The sequence below is a fragment of the Pseudomonas sp. 14P_5.3_Bac1 genome (assembly GCF_025466135.1).
Lineage (GTDB): Bacteria > Pseudomonadota > Gammaproteobacteria > Pseudomonadales > Pseudomonadaceae > Aquipseudomonas.
Window position 1 is genome coordinate 1 of the sequence record NZ_JANLOF010000076.1, and the last position, 16,325, is coordinate 16,325.

Below are 16,325 nucleotides of genomic sequence, written 5' to 3' on the forward strand. Positions count from 1 at the left end.
CAGGGCTGCTTCGCAGCCCAACGCGGGGCAAGCCCGCTCGCCACTGTCGTCGGCAGCTTCAGAACACCGGCCGAGCCGAAGCAATCGCTACCACCACCAGCCCGATAATCAAGTTAATCCCCACCAGCTTGCGATGGTGACCAGAAGGGCATGGGACTATCCAAAGGCTCTAACGCCTCACTGTGGCGAGCGGGCTTGCCCCGCGTTGGGCTGCAAAGCAGCCCCAATAAGGCCACCGCGTTTTTACAGATGTTATGCGCCGTCTGGTTTCAGGGCTGCTTCGCAGCCCAACGCGGGGCAAGCCCGCTCGCCACAGTAATCGGCAGTTTCAGAACATCGGCCGAGCTGAAGCAATCGCCACCACCACCAGGCCGATAATCAGGTTAATCCCCACCAGCTTGCGAATCTGCCCCAGCGCAGCCGCACCCGCCGGCCAGTCCTCGGCCGCTACCGCTGTGCGCAGTTCCGGGAATTTCAACGCCTGGATACGGATAAACAGCGCAGTCATCGCCAGATACAAGCCCATCATCACCTGCACATAGCGCGGTGCGGTCTCAAAACCACTGAAGCGCAGTTGCAGCAGGCCGATGCCGCTGATCGGCAAAACCAGCACCGCCACCCAGACCCACACGAAAAAACGTTGAAACACATTCGCCCACAGCTTGAGCCGGGCAGGGCCCTCAAGTGCCGCCATGGCGGCGGGGCGCAGGATCATCCAGGCGAAAAACATACCGCCGACCCACACCAGGGCGGCCAATACATGCAGGGTGTAAGCGAGGCTAAACGCGGTCATTGTGGTACTCCGTTCTGCGCGGGATTAATTAGCGGGGTATGATAGCGGCCGATCCGAACCACTGAAAATTTATCCAGCGTTTTTTGCGCCCGACTATCCATGATCAGCACTGAACTCAAAACCACGATCCAGGGCGCCTATTCGCGTTTTCTCGAAGCCAAGAGCTTGAAACCGCGCTACGGCCAACGCCTGATGATCGCCGAAGTGGCCAAAGTCCTCGGGGATATCGACACCGACGACGAAGGTCGGCGCAGTGGCGACCCCGCGGTCGTGGCCGTCGAGGCCGGCACCGGTACCGGCAAGACCGTGGCCTACAGCCTGGCCGCGATTCCTACCGCCAAGGCCGCTGGCAAGCGCCTGGTGATCGCCACCGCCACCGTCGCCCTGCAGGAGCAGATCGTCTACAAAGACCTGCCCGACCTGATGCGCAACAGCGGCCTGAACTTCACCTTCGCCCTGGCCAAGGGCCGTGGGCGCTACATGTGCCTGTCCAAGCTCGACGTATTGCTGCAGGAAGGTCACGCCCAGACCGCCACGGCATCGCTGTTCGAAGAGGAAGGCTTCAAGATCGAGGTTGATGAAGTCAGCCAGAAGCTGTTTACCAGCATGATCGAGAAACTTGCCGGCAACAAATGGGATGGCGACCGCGACAGCTGGCCCACCGCCCTGGAAGACGCCGACTGGGCGCGCCTGACCACCGACCACAGCCAGTGCACCAACCGGCATTGCCCCAACTTCGGCCAGTGCGCCTTCTACAAGGCCCGCGAGGGCATGGGCAAGGTCGACGTGATTGTCACCAACCACGACATGGTCCTGGCTGACCTGGCCCTGGGCGGCGGCGCTGTATTGCCGGACCCGCGCGACACCCTTTACGTATTCGACGAAGGGCACCACTTGCCCGATAAGGCCATCGGCCATTTCGCCCACTACACCCGTTTGCGTTCCACCGCCGACTGGCTCGAAACCACCGCCAAGAACCTGACCAAATTGCTCGCCCAGCACCCGTTGCCCGGCGATCTGGGCAAGCTGATCGAGCAGGTGCCGGAGCTGGCGCGCGAGATCAAGACCCAGCAGCAATTCATGTTCAGCGCCTGCGAGCAGGTCGCCGACTTCAAACCCGGCGAAGACGTTGAAGGCCGCGAACGGCCGCGTCATCGCTTCGTCGGCGGCTTGATCCCCGAGCACATGCGTGAAATGGGTATCGAGCTGAAGAAAGGCTTCTCACGGCTGACCGACCTGTTCACCCGCCTGACCGACCTGCTCAAGGAAGGCATGGACGGCGAGGTCAACATCGGTATCGCCAGCAACCAGGCCGAGGAATGGTACCCCCTGTTCGGCAGTCTGCTGTCGCGCGCCCAGGGTAATTGGGAGCTGTGGACCGCCTTTACCGTCGAAGACCCGGAAGACAACCCGCCCATGGCGCGCTGGCTGACCTTGTCCGAAAGCGGTGCGCTGTTTGATATCGAGGTCAACGCCAGCCCGATCCTCGCCGCCGAAATGCTGCGCCGCAACCTGTGGAACGTGGCCTACGGCTGCCTGGTGACCTCGGCCACGCTGACCGCGCTGGGCACTTTCGACCGCTTCCGCATGCGTGCCGGCCTGCCGAAAAAGGCCGTCACCGCCGTGGTGCCGAGCCCGTTTCACCATGCCGATGCCGGTGTGCTGCGAGTGCCGGACCTCAAGGCCGACCCTCGCGACGCGGCCGCGCACACCGCCGCGATCATCCGCGACTTGCCGGACCTGGTGGAAGGTTCACGCGGCACCCTGGTGCTGTTCTCCTCGCGTAAACAGATGCAGGACGTGTTCGACGGCCTTGACCGCGACTGGCGCAAGCAGGTGTTCATCCAGGGCAACCTGTCCAAGCAGGAAACCTTGAACAAGCACAAAGCGCGTGTTGATGGCGGTGATTCCAGCGTGTTGTTCGGCCTGGCCAGTTTCGCCGAAGGCGTGGACTTGCCCGGCGCCTACTGTGAACACGTGGTGATCGCCAAGATCCCGTTCTCGGTACCGGATGACCCGGTCGAGGCGGCCTTGGCCGAATGGATCGAAGCCCGTGGCGGTAACCCGTTCATGGAAATCTCGGTGCCGGATGCTTCCTTGAAGCTGGTCCAGGCCTGCGGGCGCTTGCTGCGTACCGAGGAAGACCGGGGCACCATCACCTTGCTCGACCGCCGTTTGGTCACGCAACGCTATGGCAAGGCTATCCTCAATGCTTTGCCGCCTTTCAGGCGCGAAATTTCTTAAGCCACTGTGGGCGAATTCGCCCACTTCGTGGTCTATCTCACTGCCAACGCTTTACGTCATCAGGCCATTCACCGGCCGTTTGGGAGAACCTTGTTCGTATGATTCGCACGCTGCCCGCTCTGTTTGCCTTGTTGTTCGCCGCGCCCTTGATGGCCGCGCCTGCCGGGCAACAAACGCTGTTCAATTTCGTCCGGCCTGCCGATGTGGTCAAGGTCGCGACCCAGGACGCGAGCCTGCCGCAATACAACGCCGAACAAACCGCTGAGGGCGAGGTGCTGCGCCGCATCACCTTCAACCCGGCGGCCGAACCGAGCCTGGTGCTCAGCCCGCAGGCCGGCGTGTGGGACTGGTCGCAGTCCGGCGCCATGAGCCTGCGTATCCAAAGCGCCATGGACTGGGCGCTGACCCTCTACGTCAAGGTGCAGAGCACCGACGGCCAGACGCTAGTCAGCCGCATCGACCTGCCGGCCGGCCCCGCCCAAACCCTGCTGATTCCGCTGCAGGCCAACTCGCCGCTGAGCCAGGGCATGAAGGCCGGGCCGCCGATGCCGATTACCTTGGAGGGCCAGCGTGTGCTGTTGACCAGCAGCGCCGGGGCAATCGATCGTAGCCAGGTGGCGTCGGTCACCCTGTCGATGATCAAGCCCAACGCAGCCCAAAGCATCCTGCTGGAACGCTTTGGCGTGCAGGACAGCGAGCCGGTGCTGAAGGCTGCCTACAGCGCGCTGGTGGATGCGTATGGTCAGTCCACGCGCGCGCGTTGGCCGGAAAAAGTCAGCAGCGACGAACAACTCAAAGCCGCAGCGGCCAAGGAGCAGCAACAGCTCAAGGGCTGGCTGGCTGAGCGCGACAAGTCTGCCCTGGACCAATATGGCGGCTGGAACAAAGGCCCGGCGTTCGAAGCAAGCGGCTTTTTCCGCACCGAGAAGCGCGACGGGCGCTGGTACCTGGTGACGCCGGAAGGCCATCCGTTCTACTCCCTGGGCGTCAATACGGTTGCTCCGGACGATAACCAAACCTACGTGGCCGGCCGCGAATGGATGTTTGCCGCGCTGCCCAAGTCCGGTGAGCCGTTCGACAAGTATTACGGCAGTGCGGATAACCGTGGCGGCAACGGCGCCGACCAGGGCCGGGGCTTTAATGTGGGGCGTTGGTACGACTTCTATGGCGCCAACCTGCAGCGCACCTATGACACGCAGGGTTTTGACCACAAGCGCTGGGTCACCCACACGCTGGACCGCCTGCAAGCCTGGGGTTTCAACACCGTGGGCAACTGGAGCGACGAGGATTTGGCCAGCGCCGACCGCGTGCCCTACACCTTGCCGCTGTCGATTGTCGGTGACTACGCCAGCATCAGCACCGGCACTGACTGGTGGGGCGGCATGCCCGACCCGTTCGACCCGCGTTTCGCCATGGCCACCGAGCGCGCGGTGGCGATCGCGGCCCGCGATCATCGCGACGACCCGTGGCTGATCGGCTTTTTTGCCGACAACGAGCTGGCCTGGGCCGGCCCTGGCGACGATCCAAAATCGCGTTACGCCCTGGCCTACGGGACCTTGCGCATGACCACCGACGTGCCGGCCAAACGTGCGTTCCTCAAACAACTGCGTGACAAATACCGCAATGAAGAAGGCCTCTCCAAAGCCTGGGGCATTCACCTGTCGGGCTGGGAGCTGATGGAAGACCCCGGCTTCGAGCCACCGATGCCGAGCCCTGAGCACCCGGAAATCGAAGCGGACTTCAAGTACTTCCAGAAGACCTTCGCCGATGCCTATTTCAAGACCATCTCCGATTCGTTGAAGTGGCACGCGCCCAACCAGCTCCTGCTGGGTGGCCGCTACGCCGTCAGCACCCCGGAAGCCGTGGCGTCCTGCGCCCAGTATTGCGATGTGCTGAGCTTCAACATGTACACCCTCAAGCCTCAGGACGGTTACGACTTCGCCGCCCTGCGTGCGTTGGATAAGCCGGTACTGATCACCGAATTCAACTTCGGCTCGGCGGATCGCGGTCCGTTCTGGGGCGGCGTGACTCAGTTGGCCAAGGAAGAAGACCGTGGCGTGGCGTACAGCAACTTCCTCAAGCAAGCCATGGCTGAGCCGTCGATCGTCGGCGTGCATTGGTTCCAATACCTGGATCAACCGGTGACGGGGCGTCTGCTGGACGGTGAAAACGGCCACTTTGGCCTTGTAGGCATCACGGATGTGCCGTTCCAGGGCTTTGTCGACAGCGTGCGCAAGAGCAACCTGGCGGCCGTCGACCAACTGGGCAAGGAGGCCGAAAAAGCCAAGGCCGCCAGCGGGGTGCGCGAGAGCGAAGCCGGCAAGTCGGGGCACGACGGCAGAGGCGCGGGGCAGGGCGCCGGGCATGCTGGCGGTCACTCTGGAAATGGCCATTGATTCATATTTGACGGGTTCACAAAACCGCCAATGACTGGAACAATGTCGGCCACTTATTACGGTGTTTTCCGAGGCGGCTTAGGTGCAGATTCAGGGTCATTACGAGCTCCAGTTCGAAGCGGTACGTGAGGCATTCGCCGCGTTGTTCGATGACCCGCAGGAGCGTGGTGCCGGGCTGTGTATCCAGATCGGCGGCGAAACCGTCGTCGACCTGTGGGCCGGCACCGCCGACAAGGACGGTGCCGAGGCCTGGCACAGCGACACCATCGTCAATCTGTTTTCTTGCACCAAGACCTTCACCGCCGTGACGGCCCTGCAATTGGTGGCCGAGGGCAAGTTGCAACTCGACGCCCCTGTCGCCAACTACTGGCCCGAGTTTGCCGCAGCCGGTAAAGAAGCCATCACCCTGCGCCAGCTGCTCTGCCACCAGGCCGGGTTGCCGGCGATTCGCGACATGCTCCCCGCCGAAGCCCTCTATGACTGGCAACTGATGGTCGACACCCTGGCGGCCGAAGCCCCATGGTGGACGCCCGGCCAAGGCCACGGCTACGAGGCCATCACGTATGGGTGGCTGGTCGGTGAATTGTTGCGTCGCGCCGACGGGCGTGGGCCCGGTGAATCAATTGTTGCGCGGGTTGCGCGGCCATTGGGGCTGGACTTTCATGTTGGCCTGGCGGACGAAGAGTTTTATCGCGTTGCGCATATAGCGCGCAGCAAAGGCAATATGGGCGATGAAGCCGCTCAACGATTATTGCAAGTTATGATGCGCGAACCTGCGGCCATGACAACGCGTGCATTTGCCAACCCACCGTCTATTCTGACAAGCACTAATAAGCCCGAATGGCGGCGCATGCAGCAGCCGGCGGCAAATGGTCACGGTAATGCGCGTAGCCTGGCGGGGTTTTATAGCGGATTGTTGGACGGTAGTTTGCTCGAAGCGGACATGCTCGAACAATTGACCCGCGAACACAGTATCGGGCCGGATAAAACTTTATTGACACAAACCCGTTTCGGCTTGGGCTGCATGTTGGATCAACCGCACTTGCCCAATGCGACGTTCGGCCTTGGCCCACGTGCGTTTGGGCATCCGGGGGCGGGTGGTTCGGTCGGTTTTGCCGATCCGGAACATGATGTAGCATTTGGTTTCGTGACTAATACACTGGGGCCTTATGTACTTATGGACCCGCGTGCACAGAAGTTGGTCGGAATATTGGCCGGTTGTCTGTAAAGAGCTTGCTGTTTCACGTTTTTTTGTTACAAAGGCAACTATAAGAAGGCGCTGAACGAAATTTTGTAACTTTAATGTTCTGTAAGCGTCTGTTTAACGGGTCAACCAGACCCTCCGGTTTTTTCTCATTTTGTGGATATCTCATGTTATCGAACAAGTCCTTGGCACTGGCGCTGTGCCTCACAATTACGGGTTGCGCACAAACTCCACAAAATGATGCCGAAGGTGGGCATTGGTGGTCATTTGGATCAGACAAGGCTGCTACCAAGGACGCAGTAACCAAAACCGACGCCATGCCGGATGCAAAACCAGCCGCTGGCGCCAAGCCTGCAGCCCCGGTTGCCGCCGCCGCTGCTCCAGCGCCTGCCGCTGCTGCCGCCCCTGCGCCCGTAGCCAAGGCCGAGACCGGCTCCAGCTGGTGGCCGTTCGCCTCTAAAAGCGCCGATGAAAAAGCGGCTGATGCCAAAGCCGATCTGAAAGCCGACCTCAAGGCTGCAGACCCGACGACCCCGGCAGTCGCCAAGACCGACACCGACACCAAGTGGTGGTGGCCTTTCGAAAGCAAGCCAAAACCATTGGCCAAGGTCGACGTGACCAACGTGCCGATGCCTGACCCGAAAATCACTCAAGCCTGGCTGGACGACTATGAGCCGCGCCTGCGTGCGGCCATCAAGGACAGCAACCTGCAATTGGAGCGTCGCGAGAACGTATTGGTCGTGATCGCCCCGGTTGATGGCTCTTACAACCCGAAACGCCCGGCAATGCTGCTGCCGGTTACGTTGGGCCCGTTCACTCGCGTGGCCAAGGCGGTTGAAGGCGATCCGAAAACCGCTGTGTTGGTCTTAGGCCACGTCGACACCAATGGTGCCGAGCCCGCGAGCCAGGCGTTGACCCGCGAGCGCGCGCAGTCCATCGCTTCGATTTTCAGCCTCAGCGGCTTGAAGCAGGATCGCCTGATGATGCGTGGCATGGGCGACCTTATGCCGCGGGCTGCCAACGATAGCAATCAGGGGCGTGCGCTGAACCGTCGCATGGAAATCATGTTCACTCAGCGTACAACGATGTTGGCGTTGTTGAGCAAGTACAACTCGGGCAAGCCACCGGTTGCGGAAATGGTTGCCGTGCAGACCGCACCCGCTCCCGTACCGGCGCCTGCTGCGAAAAAAGCCGCCCCGGCGAAAAAGGCTCCGGTCAAGAAAGCCGCTGCCAAGCCCGTTGCGAAAAAAGCGGCCGCCAAGCCGGCCGCGAAAAAAGCCGCACCCAAGGCCGACGCTCCAGCGACAAACGACCAGGCGAAAAACTGATCTGCTGAACCAGAAGGATAAAGCCGCATGACCCAGGCACTGGCCGATATGCGCCGTGACTACACACGGGACGGTTTGAGCGAGGCCCAGGCCCCGGGCGAGCCGTTTGCATTGTTCCACCAGTGGTTTGCCGATGCGGTGAAAACCGAGCAGCCACCGGTGGAAGCCAATGCCATGACTCTGGCCACGGTCGACCAGGACGGTCGTCCGCACTGTCGTATCCTGTTGCTCAAGGGCCTGGATACACAGGGTTTTACCTTCTTCACCAATTATCAGAGTGCCAAAGGCGAACAGCTTGCGGCACAGCCGTTTGCAGCCATGACCTTCTTCTGGCCCACCCTGGAGCGCCAAGTGCGCATCGAAGGGCGGGTGGTCAAGGTCACGCCCGAAGAGTCGGATGCTTATTTTCAGGTCCGCCCGTTGGGCAGCCGTCTTGGGGCTTGGGCGTCGCCGCAGAGCCGGGTCATCCGTGATCGCGAAGAGCTGCAAGACTTGCTCAAGGCTACCGAGCAGCGTTTCAGCGACATCCAACCCGATTGCCCTGAGCATTGGGGCGGGTATCGCCTGCTGCCCGAGCGCATCGAGTTCTGGCAGGGTCGCGCCAGTCGCCTGCATGATCGCCTCAACTACCGCCTGCAAGCCGGCGAGTGGACTCGTGAGCGCCTCGCGCCCTGAGTTTCACCTTTCGTCACCTCGTTCGAATGTTGCCCGCCACGGCGAAGTCTTTATCCATAAGTCTTCGGCGTGTGCTGCTGCGCGACTACAATAATGATGAACGCGTCCATGACATTCTTCGGAACAGTTGAGTGCAACCGTTCGTCTATTTTTCTGGTGCTGGCAGTCTGTACTAAGGCTGAATGAAAGCAATTTTCTGCGGTGCTCGCCGTGACAGGCGCCAAGCCGCAGCGTCTAATGAATACCTGTCCTTTGGAGTTGATGCTATGCGTAAGTCCGTTTTACTAGTTGCCTGCTTTACCACCCTGTCGTTGCTGTTGGGTGGCTGCGCCTCGAGTCTGACCGGCGACTCGTACTCCCGTGACGAGGCGCGTCGTGTACAGACCGTTCGCATGGGCACCATTGAATCCCTGCGTCCAGTGAAAATCGAAGGCACCAAGACCCCAATTGGCGGCGCTGCTGGCGCAGTCATCGGCGGCGTTGGCGGCAGCGCCATCGGCGGCGGCCGTGGCAGCATTGTTACCGCTGTGATCGGCGCCGTAGCCGGCGGCCTGCTGGGCTCGGCCACCGAAGAAGGCCTGACCCGCACCCAAGGCGTGGAAATCACCGTTCGCGAAGACGACGGCAGCATGCGTGCCTACGTCCAAGCCGTGCAGGAAAATGAAATCTTCCGCATCGGCGACCGTGTACGCATCATGACCGTTGACGGTACCAGCCGCGTTACTCGCTAAACGCCGGCCCTGAAATACAAAACCCCAACCGAGTGATCGGTTGGGGTTTTTTATTGCAAGCGCGGTGTGCCGCGCACGCTGCGTGACGTCAAACCTGGAAGTGCTTGACCATCGTGTTCAACTCATGCGCCAGGCTGGCGAGGGATTGCGAGGCTGCAGTCGTTTGAGTCGAGCCCTCTGCCGACTGAATCGACAGCTGCTGAATGTTCAGCAAGTTGCGATCGACTGCTCGAGCAACGTCGGCTTGTTCCGCCGCCGCCGTGGTAATCACCAGATTGCGGTCATTGATCTCATCGTTGGCAGCCAGAATGTCAGCCAGCGCTTGTTGCGCCAGCTCCGCCAGCCCCAAGGTTTGCTGAGTCATGGCGCTGCTGTCGAGCATGGTGTTGACGGTGCTGGCCGTGTTGGCCTGAATGCTGCCGATCATCTGCTCGATTTCCTGGGTCGATTGGGCGGTGCGATGGGCCAGTGCACGAACCTCGTCGGCGACCACGGCGAAACCACGTCCGGCCTCACCGGCACGCGCAGCTTCGATGGCGGCGTTAAGCGCCAGCAGGTTGGTTTGCTCGGCAATGGTGCGGATCACATCGAGTACTTTGCCGATGCCTTTAGCCTGTTCGGCGAGGCCGCCAACTTGCCCTGAGCTGACCTCGACCCCACGGGTCAGCGCCTGGATCGAATTCAATGCCTCGCCCATGCGCTGTTGGCCCTTCAACGCAATGCTGCGCGATTCCTGGGACAGGTCGGAGGTCGATGCCGCGTTTCGCGCAACCTCCTCAATCGCGGTGGTCATCTGAGTGACAGCCGTGGCTGCCTGCTCGATTTCGCCATGTTGCTGTTGCAGGTCGCGGCTACCCTCGGCGGTGACGGCATTCAACTCTTCGGCCGCAGCGGCTAGCTGGCTGGATGAGCCGGTGATTTGCCGCAAGGTCTGCACCAGGTTGTTTCGCATGGTTTCTTGCGCCCGCAGCAGGCGGGTGGCTTCGTCATTGCCCGTAGGGTTTATGGGATGGGTGAGGTCGCCCTTGGCGATGGTTTCGGCCACCTGCACCGCTTCAATGATGGGGCCGGTAATGCTGCGGGTCAGTAACCAGGCCACCAGCACTGTGCCGGCACTGACCAGCAAAATGACGATGGTGATGCCGCTCACCGCATGTTGGTAAGCGCCTACGGAGGTTTGGCCGGCCTGTTCGGCGCCTTTGTTGGCGAGGTCGATCAACTGGTCGAAGTTCTTGGTCATCTGCTCGTAGCTTTCTCGAATGCTGTTGAGAAAGTCGCGGGCGCCGGCTTTGTCGCCCGAGCGCGAGCGCTTGAGCATTTCGGTATGGTTCTTCGCGTAGGCATCCAGGCTTTGGTTAAACACATCCAGTCGCGATTTTTCCTCGGATGTGCGTAGCAGCGCGGCATATTGGGTCAGCTGTTCCTTGACGCTTTTCAGGCGGCCAGCGGATTTGTCTTCATAGGTCTGCATCTCCGCATCGCTTGCCGACAGGATGTGCGCCATTTCGCCCAAGCGAAAACGGTCGAGCGACGCGTTGGCCAGGGCCAGAATCCTGACACGCTGCATCCAGTTGTTCTGAATGTCGGCAGCCTGGGACTGGACTTCGCCAATCTGCTTGAGGGCGAACAGACCGAGAAACACACTCAGCGACGCAATAGCTGCGAAGCCAATGAAGGCTCTGGCAGCGATTCTTATATTTCTCAGGAACATGGGATTTTCGCTCGGGCTGGATACGCGTTGGAGAGCTGTGTCGGGCGGGTGTCCCTGGCAGGAACAGTGCTAGCGACACAATCACTAATCGGCGGCGCGCGCAAAGTCTTTAGGCGTTTGAGGCAAGTGTCCTCTTCAGAAAGAGAAAAACCCCAATCGGGCTCACCGATTGGGGCTTTTGGTTGCCTTCAGAACCCTCAGGCTTTCTTGCGACTCGCCATCGCGGTCACGGCATAACCCATACACGCGGCCAGGATCGACCCGGTCAGAATGCCCATTCGATCCTCCCCGGCGAATTCGCTGGCACCCGGCACGAACGCCAGTGAGCCGACAAACAGGCTCATGGTAAAGCCGATACCGCACAGGATCGCCACCCCGAACACCTGGCCCCAGTTCGCGCCGCTGGGCAGCGCGGCAAGGCCGGTCTTGATGGCGAGCCAAGTGAGGCCGAATACGCCGATGGTCTTGCCGATCAACAGGCCGGCGGCGATGCCCATGGGCACATGGTGAGTGAAGCTTTCCAGGCTCACGCCGGCCAGGGAAACGCCCGCGTTGGCGAAGGCAAACAGCGGCAGGATGGCGTAGGCCACCCAGGGGTGCAGGGCGTGTTCCAGTGTCTTCAGGGGCGAGGGCTCGGCATTTTTGGTGCGCAGCGGGATGCAGAAGGCCAGGGTCACGCCGGCCAGCGTGGCGTGCACGCCACTTTTGAGCACACACACCCACAGGATCAGACCGATGATCAGGTAGGGCCCGAGTTTGATCACGCCCAGGCGGTTCATCGCGATCAAGGCAATCAGGCATGCGCCCGCACCCGCCAGAGCAGCACCGGACAGGTCCGCGGAGTAGAACACGGCGATGACGATGATTGCGCCGAGGTCATCAATGATGGCCAGGGTCATCAGGAACAGTTTCAGCGACACCGGCACGCGCTTGCCCAGCAGGGCCAGCACGCCCAGTGCAAAAGCGATGTCGGTGGCCATGGGGATCGCCCAGCCGGAGAGTGCGGCGGGGTAGTCCTTGTTGATCGCCCAGTAGATCAGCGCCGGCACCACCATGCCGCCAATGGCTGCGGCGCCCGGCAGTACCACTTGCGAGGGTTTGGACAGGTGGCCATCGAGCAGCTCGCGCTTTACCTCCAGGCCGATCAGCAGGAAGAACAGGGCCATCAGGCCGTCGTTGATCCACAGCAGGGCAGGCTTGGCGATTTTCAGCGCGCCAATCTGTGCCACCACTGGTACGTCGAGAAAGGCGTTGTAGAGGTGCGACAACGGTGAATTGTTGATGATCAGCGCCAAGGCCGCAGCGGCGATCAACAACAGACCGCTGGCGGCTTCCAGCTGGAAGAAACGGGTGAAAGTGCTACGCAGAGGCAAGGGATGCTCTCCAATCCAGGTTCAATAGGTGGGTACCCTAACCCGTACCGTTAGTTGTTAAAACAAAAGTTATATTCTTATTTGTTATAAGGGGCGGGCAGAGTCGGCGTTGCGCCAGAGCCTAGCAATTGTGTGTCTATTTGAGTCGCCACTGTATCTGTGTGCAGTGTAGGAAACTCCCTAAAATTGGCGCTGAAATCTTTAGAGACGCACCTTATGAGCGACCACCGTACCTGGGCCCGCGAAGCCATTCGCATCATTGAAGCGGACTTCCAGCGCAGCGCCGACACGCACCTGATCCCTTTGCCGTTGCCGGGGTTGCCGGGTATCGAGTTGTACTTCAAGGACGAATCCAGCCACCCCACCGGCAGCTTGAAGCATCGGCTGGCCCGTTCACTGTTTCTGTACGCGCTGTGTAATGGCTGGCTCAAGCCGGGCGCGCCGGTGATTGAGGCCTCCAGTGGGTCGACGGCCATTTCGGAAGCGTATTTCGCGCGCCTGCTTGGCCTGCCGTTCATTGCGGTGATGCCGGCCACCACGTCTCAGGAGAAGATCGCCCAGATCGCTTTCTACGGCGGCAAGAGCCATCTGGTGAAGGATCCGACGCAGATCTACGCCGAGTCCGAGCGGTTGGCGCAGGAAAGTGGCGGTCACTTCATGGACCAATTCACCTATGCCGAGCGCGCGACGGACTGGCGGGCGAACAACAATATCGCCGAGTCGATCTTTCAACAGATGCGCTTTGAGCATTACCCCGAGCCGAGCTGGTTGATTTCCAGCCCTGGCACCGGCGGCACCACCGCGACCCTGGGGCGTTACGTGCGCTATCGCCAGCATTGCACCCGCGTGCTGTGCGCCGACGCCGAACGCTCGGTGTTCTTTGACTATTACCAGACGGGCGACGCCAGCTTGCGCCTGGATTGCGGTTCGCGGATCGAAGGGATCGGTCGCCCACGCGTCGAGGCGTCGTTTTTGCCCAAGGTGATTGATGCGATGGTCAAGGTGCCGGATGCGTTGTCACTGGCGGCCATGCATTACCTGGCCGAGCGTCTGGGGCGGCGGGTCGGTGGTTCCAGCGGGACTAACCTGATCGGTGCCTTGGTGGCGGCCCAGCAGATGCAAGCGGCGGGGGAGTCTGGGTCGATCGTGGCGATTTTGTGTGACGGGGGAGAGCGGTACGCCACTACTTACTACGATCAGGCGTGGCTCGCCGGGCAAGGGTATGCGTTGGGCGGGCTGATTGCGGCTGTTGCGGCCAGTGTTGAACGCGGTGAGCCGTTGCCGGAGACAATCCTGCGCGCAAACATCTGAACACCGGCAAAAACCAATGTGGGAGCTGGCTTGCCTGCGATGGCAGAGTCTCAGTCGCCGAACTTATCGACTGAACCACCGCCATCGCAGGCAAGCCAGCTCCCACCTTTGATCGGGGTTGGCTGTAACAGAGTGCTTAGGCCTCGATGCCCAACATATCCCGCGCCAGCGCCTCGGCAATCCGAATCCCGTCAACGCCCGCCGACAGAATCCCACCGGCATAACCCGCACCTTCACCGGCCGGGAACAAACCTTTCACGTTCAAGCTCTGCATCGACTCGTTACGGGTAATCCGCAGCGGCGAGGACGTGCGCGTCTCGATCCCGGTCAGCACCGCATCGTGCAACGAGTAGCCTTTGATCTGCTTCTCGAATGCCGGCAACGCTTCACGAATTGCTTCGATGGCAAAGTCCGGCAAGGCCAGGGCCAAGTCACCCAGCGACACACCGGGCTTGTAGGACGGTTCCACGCTGCCGATGGCCGTGGACGGCTTGCCCGCGATGAAATCCCCCACCAGTTGCGCCGGGGCCTCGTAGTTGCTGCCGCCGAGGATGTAGGCGTGGGACTCCAGGCGCTCCTGCAACTCGATACCCGCCAGCGGGCCACCCGGGTAATCCACCTCCGGCGTGATGCCGACGACGATGCCGGAGTTGGCATTACGTTCGTTACGCGAGTACTGGCTCATGCCGTTGGTTACCACGCGGTTCGGCTCGGACGTGGCCGCCACCACCGTGCCGCCCGGGCACATGCAGAAGCTGTAGACCGAGCGGCCGTTCTTGGCGTGGTGCACCAGCTTGTAGTCGGCCGCGCCGAGTTTCGGATGCCCGGCGTATTTGCCCAGGCGCGCCGCGTCGATCAGCGATTGCGGGTGTTCGATCCTGAAACCCACCGAGAACGGCTTGGCCTCCATGTACACGCCACGCCCGTGCAGCATGCGGAAGGTGTCGCGGGCGCTGTGGCCCAGGGCCAGGATCACGTGCTTGGAGAGCAGTTGTTCGCCACCGTCGATAACCACGCCGTTCAGCTGGCCGTCTTCGATCAGCACATCGGTAACGCGCTGTTCGAAACGCACTTCACCGCCCAGGGCGATGATCTGCTGGCGCATGTTTTCCACCACGCCGGTCAGGCGGAACGTGCCGATGTGCGGCTTGCTGACGTAGAGGATCTCTTCCGGCGCACCGGCCTTGACGAACTCGTGCAGGACCTTGCGACCGTGGAATTTCGGGTCCTTGATCTGGCTGTAGAGTTTGCCGTCGGAGAAGGTCCCGGCGCCGCCTTCACCAAACTGCACGTTGGACTCGGGGTTGAGCACGTTTTTGCGCCACAGGCCCCAGGTGTCTTTGGTGCGCTGGCGCACTTCCTTGCCGCGCTCGAGGATGATCGGCTTGAAGCCCATCTGCGCGAGCAGCAGCCCGGCGAAAATCCCGCACGGACCAAACCCCACCACGATTGGCCGTTCGACCAGGCCTTCCGGCGCCTGACCCACCACCTTGTAGCTGACATCCGGCGCCGGGTTGACGTTGCGGTCATCGGCGAACTTGAGCAACAGGGCGGCTTCGCCTTTCACGTTCAGGTCGATGGTGTAGATGAAGCACAGCTCCGACGACTTTTTGCGGGCGTCATAGCTGCGTTTGAACAGGGTGAAATCGAGCAGGTCATCACTGGCGATGCCCAGGCGCTGCACGATGGCAGGCCGCAGGTCTTCTTCGGGATGGTCGATGGGCAGCTTGAGTTCGGTGATTCGTAACATGACGGGATCCGGTAGGCGGCAGACAAAAAGGCCGGCTGTTTTGCAAACCGGCGATTATAAGCCCCAAAGGCGGTTTTCCGACACGTTAAAACAGCGTTGGGCCGAATCAGTCGTCGCGAGAACCGCCGAATGCCGCGCAACCACGCTGCACTTGGCCGTTGACGCGCAATTCGGCGGTCATGTGTTGCAGGCTGCCGCTGACGCTGTCGATGCAACGCTGCGGCGCGACCCAGAGTTCGATGTGCTGGTTATTGGCTTCGGTCATCAGGTTGAAACGGCCGTCGCCCAGTTGCTCTTCCACAAAAGGCACCGCCAAGGGTGGCTGACCTTCGCGCTCCAGCACCATGCCCTTGGCGGTCACATTCATCGCCCAGGCGGGTTTATGGCCATTGGCGCGCAGCACCATGCGCTTGAAGTCCGGGTCGTTGCACGCCGAGGTCGAACGCTCCATGCGATAAAGCTGTTGCAGCTCTACCGATCCCTGGGTGCCAGTGGCAACCCCGGAGAACTTGCCGCGCAAGTCGGCAAACAATGCGCCCTGTTGGCCAGCCAGGGAGGCGGCTTCCTGCAGGATGCTGGTGCCGCCGGCGTCGTTGACCACGTAGTTGCGTTTGTCACCGCAAGGCTGGAACAACAGCTTGCCGTCAACGGCCGTCAATTCACCCTGCATGCGGGTCAACCCGGCGGTAGACGGCTTTGCCGGCTCGCTCTCGAACATCTGGCAAGCGGTGAACAGAGGCAGCAGGGCAAACAGAACTAGGGTACGGGCGGCGCGCATTTATCGGGTCTCCAAACAAGTGCCGCCACGT

12 protein-coding genes are annotated in these 16,325 nt (G+C 61.2%); 7 read left to right on the top strand and 5 right to left on the bottom strand.

What is annotated here, in order from left to right; genetic code table 11:
• Window positions 1–328: 328 nt before the first annotated feature.
• Window positions 329–793, bottom strand: coding sequence for a CopD family protein (locus tag NTD89_RS19800; RefSeq protein WP_262209239.1), 465 nt, complete (start codon window positions 791–793; stop codon window positions 329–331).
• Between the two features lie 99 nt (window positions 794–892).
• Between NTD89_RS19800 and dinG the strand changes: the two genes are divergently transcribed.
• The 6 genes from dinG (at window position 893) to NTD89_RS19830 (ending at window position 9,371) form a co-directional block, all read left to right on the top strand.
• Complete coding sequence (dinG, locus tag NTD89_RS19805) at window positions 893–3,037, top strand: ATP-dependent DNA helicase DinG (RefSeq protein ID WP_119738807.1); 2,145 nt, start codon at window positions 893–895, stop codon at window positions 3,035–3,037.
• Window positions 3,038–3,135: 98 nt separating this feature from the next.
• A complete protein-coding gene (locus tag NTD89_RS19810; RefSeq protein ID WP_262209242.1) occupies window positions 3,136–5,433 on the top strand; it encodes a beta-galactosidase in 2,298 nt (765 codons plus the stop codon).
• An 82-nt stretch (window positions 5,434–5,515) separates the two neighbouring features.
• Window positions 5,516–6,661, top strand: a complete 1,146-nt coding sequence (locus NTD89_RS19815) for a serine hydrolase domain-containing protein (protein ID WP_145161967.1) — start codon at window positions 5,516–5,518, stop codon at window positions 6,659–6,661.
• 143 nt (window positions 6,662–6,804) lie between these two features.
• Window positions 6,805–7,965, top strand: a complete 1,161-nt coding sequence (locus NTD89_RS19820; protein ID WP_242194247.1) for an OmpA family protein — start codon at window positions 6,805–6,807, stop codon at window positions 7,963–7,965.
• 27 nt (window positions 7,966–7,992) lie between these two features.
• Window positions 7,993–8,640 carry a pyridoxamine 5'-phosphate oxidase gene (gene pdxH, locus NTD89_RS19825; protein WP_106577117.1) on the top strand — a complete coding sequence of 216 codons (648 nt, stop codon included), beginning with the start codon at window positions 7,993–7,995 and terminating at the stop codon, window positions 8,638–8,640.
• Between the two features lie 266 nt (window positions 8,641–8,906).
• The gene (locus NTD89_RS19830) at window positions 8,907–9,371 is read left to right on the top strand and encodes a glycine zipper 2TM domain-containing protein (RefSeq protein WP_003189251.1); all 465 of its coding nucleotides are present in this window, start codon (window positions 8,907–8,909) and stop codon (window positions 9,369–9,371) included.
• An 88-nt stretch (window positions 9,372–9,459) separates the two neighbouring features.
• On the opposite strand, the gene NTD89_RS19835 is transcribed toward NTD89_RS19830, so the two are convergent.
• Together NTD89_RS19835 and nhaA are read right to left on the bottom strand one after the other, a co-directional pair.
• Window positions 9,460–11,082 carry a methyl-accepting chemotaxis protein gene (locus NTD89_RS19835; RefSeq protein WP_242194245.1) on the bottom strand — a complete coding sequence of 541 codons (1,623 nt, stop codon included), beginning with the start codon at window positions 11,080–11,082 and terminating at the stop codon, window positions 9,460–9,462.
• Between the two features lie 197 nt (window positions 11,083–11,279).
• Complete coding sequence (nhaA, locus tag NTD89_RS19840) at window positions 11,280–12,455, bottom strand: Na+/H+ antiporter NhaA (RefSeq protein ID WP_145161981.1); 1,176 nt, start codon at window positions 12,453–12,455, stop codon at window positions 11,280–11,282.
• A gap of 216 nt (window positions 12,456–12,671) precedes the next feature.
• Here nhaA and NTD89_RS19845 point away from each other — a divergent pair, with 216 nt between their 5' ends.
• Window positions 12,672–13,766 carry a PLP-dependent cysteine synthase family protein gene (locus tag NTD89_RS19845; protein ID WP_262209246.1) on the top strand — a complete coding sequence of 365 codons (1,095 nt, stop codon included), beginning with the start codon at window positions 12,672–12,674 and terminating at the stop codon, window positions 13,764–13,766.
• 136 nt (window positions 13,767–13,902) lie between these two features.
• Here the strand turns inward: NTD89_RS19845 and NTD89_RS19850 are convergent, their stop codons facing one another.
• Together NTD89_RS19850 and NTD89_RS19855 are read right to left on the bottom strand one after the other, a co-directional pair.
• Window positions 13,903–15,516 (bottom strand): NAD(P)/FAD-dependent oxidoreductase, encoded by a 1,614-nt coding sequence (locus NTD89_RS19850; RefSeq protein ID WP_179606714.1) that lies wholly within the window; start codon window positions 15,514–15,516, stop codon window positions 13,903–13,905.
• A gap of 106 nt (window positions 15,517–15,622) precedes the next feature.
• Window positions 15,623–16,294: a COG3650 family protein gene (locus NTD89_RS19855; protein WP_106577112.1), complete on the bottom strand. Its 672-nt coding sequence runs from the start codon at window positions 16,292–16,294 to the stop codon at window positions 15,623–15,625.
• Window positions 16,295–16,325: the final 31 nt, after the last annotated feature.

Coding starts and splice junctions, on each gene's coding strand:
- dinG (WP_119738807.1), top strand. CDS start 893: ATGATCAGCACTGAACTCAAAACCACGATCCAGGGCGCCTATTCGCGT.
- NTD89_RS19810 (WP_262209242.1), top strand. CDS start 3,136: ATGATTCGCACGCTGCCCGCTCTGTTTGCCTTGTTGTTCGCCGCGCCC.
- pdxH (WP_106577117.1), top strand. CDS start 7,993: ATGACCCAGGCACTGGCCGATATGCGCCGTGACTACACACGGGACGGT.
- NTD89_RS19820 (WP_242194247.1), top strand. CDS start 6,805: ATGTTATCGAACAAGTCCTTGGCACTGGCGCTGTGCCTCACAATTACG.
- NTD89_RS19855 (WP_106577112.1), bottom strand. CDS start 16,294: ATGCGCGCCGCCCGTACCCTAGTTCTGTTTGCCCTGCTGCCTCTGTTC.
- NTD89_RS19845 (WP_262209246.1), top strand. CDS start 12,672: ATGAGCGACCACCGTACCTGGGCCCGCGAAGCCATTCGCATCATTGAA.
- NTD89_RS19835 (WP_242194245.1), bottom strand. CDS start 11,082: ATGTTCCTGAGAAATATAAGAATCGCTGCCAGAGCCTTCATTGGCTTC.
- NTD89_RS19800 (WP_262209239.1), bottom strand. CDS start 793: ATGACCGCGTTTAGCCTCGCTTACACCCTGCATGTATTGGCCGCCCTG.
- NTD89_RS19850 (WP_179606714.1), bottom strand. CDS start 15,516: ATGTTACGAATCACCGAACTCAAGCTGCCCATCGACCATCCCGAAGAA.
- NTD89_RS19830 (WP_003189251.1), top strand. CDS start 8,907: ATGCGTAAGTCCGTTTTACTAGTTGCCTGCTTTACCACCCTGTCGTTG.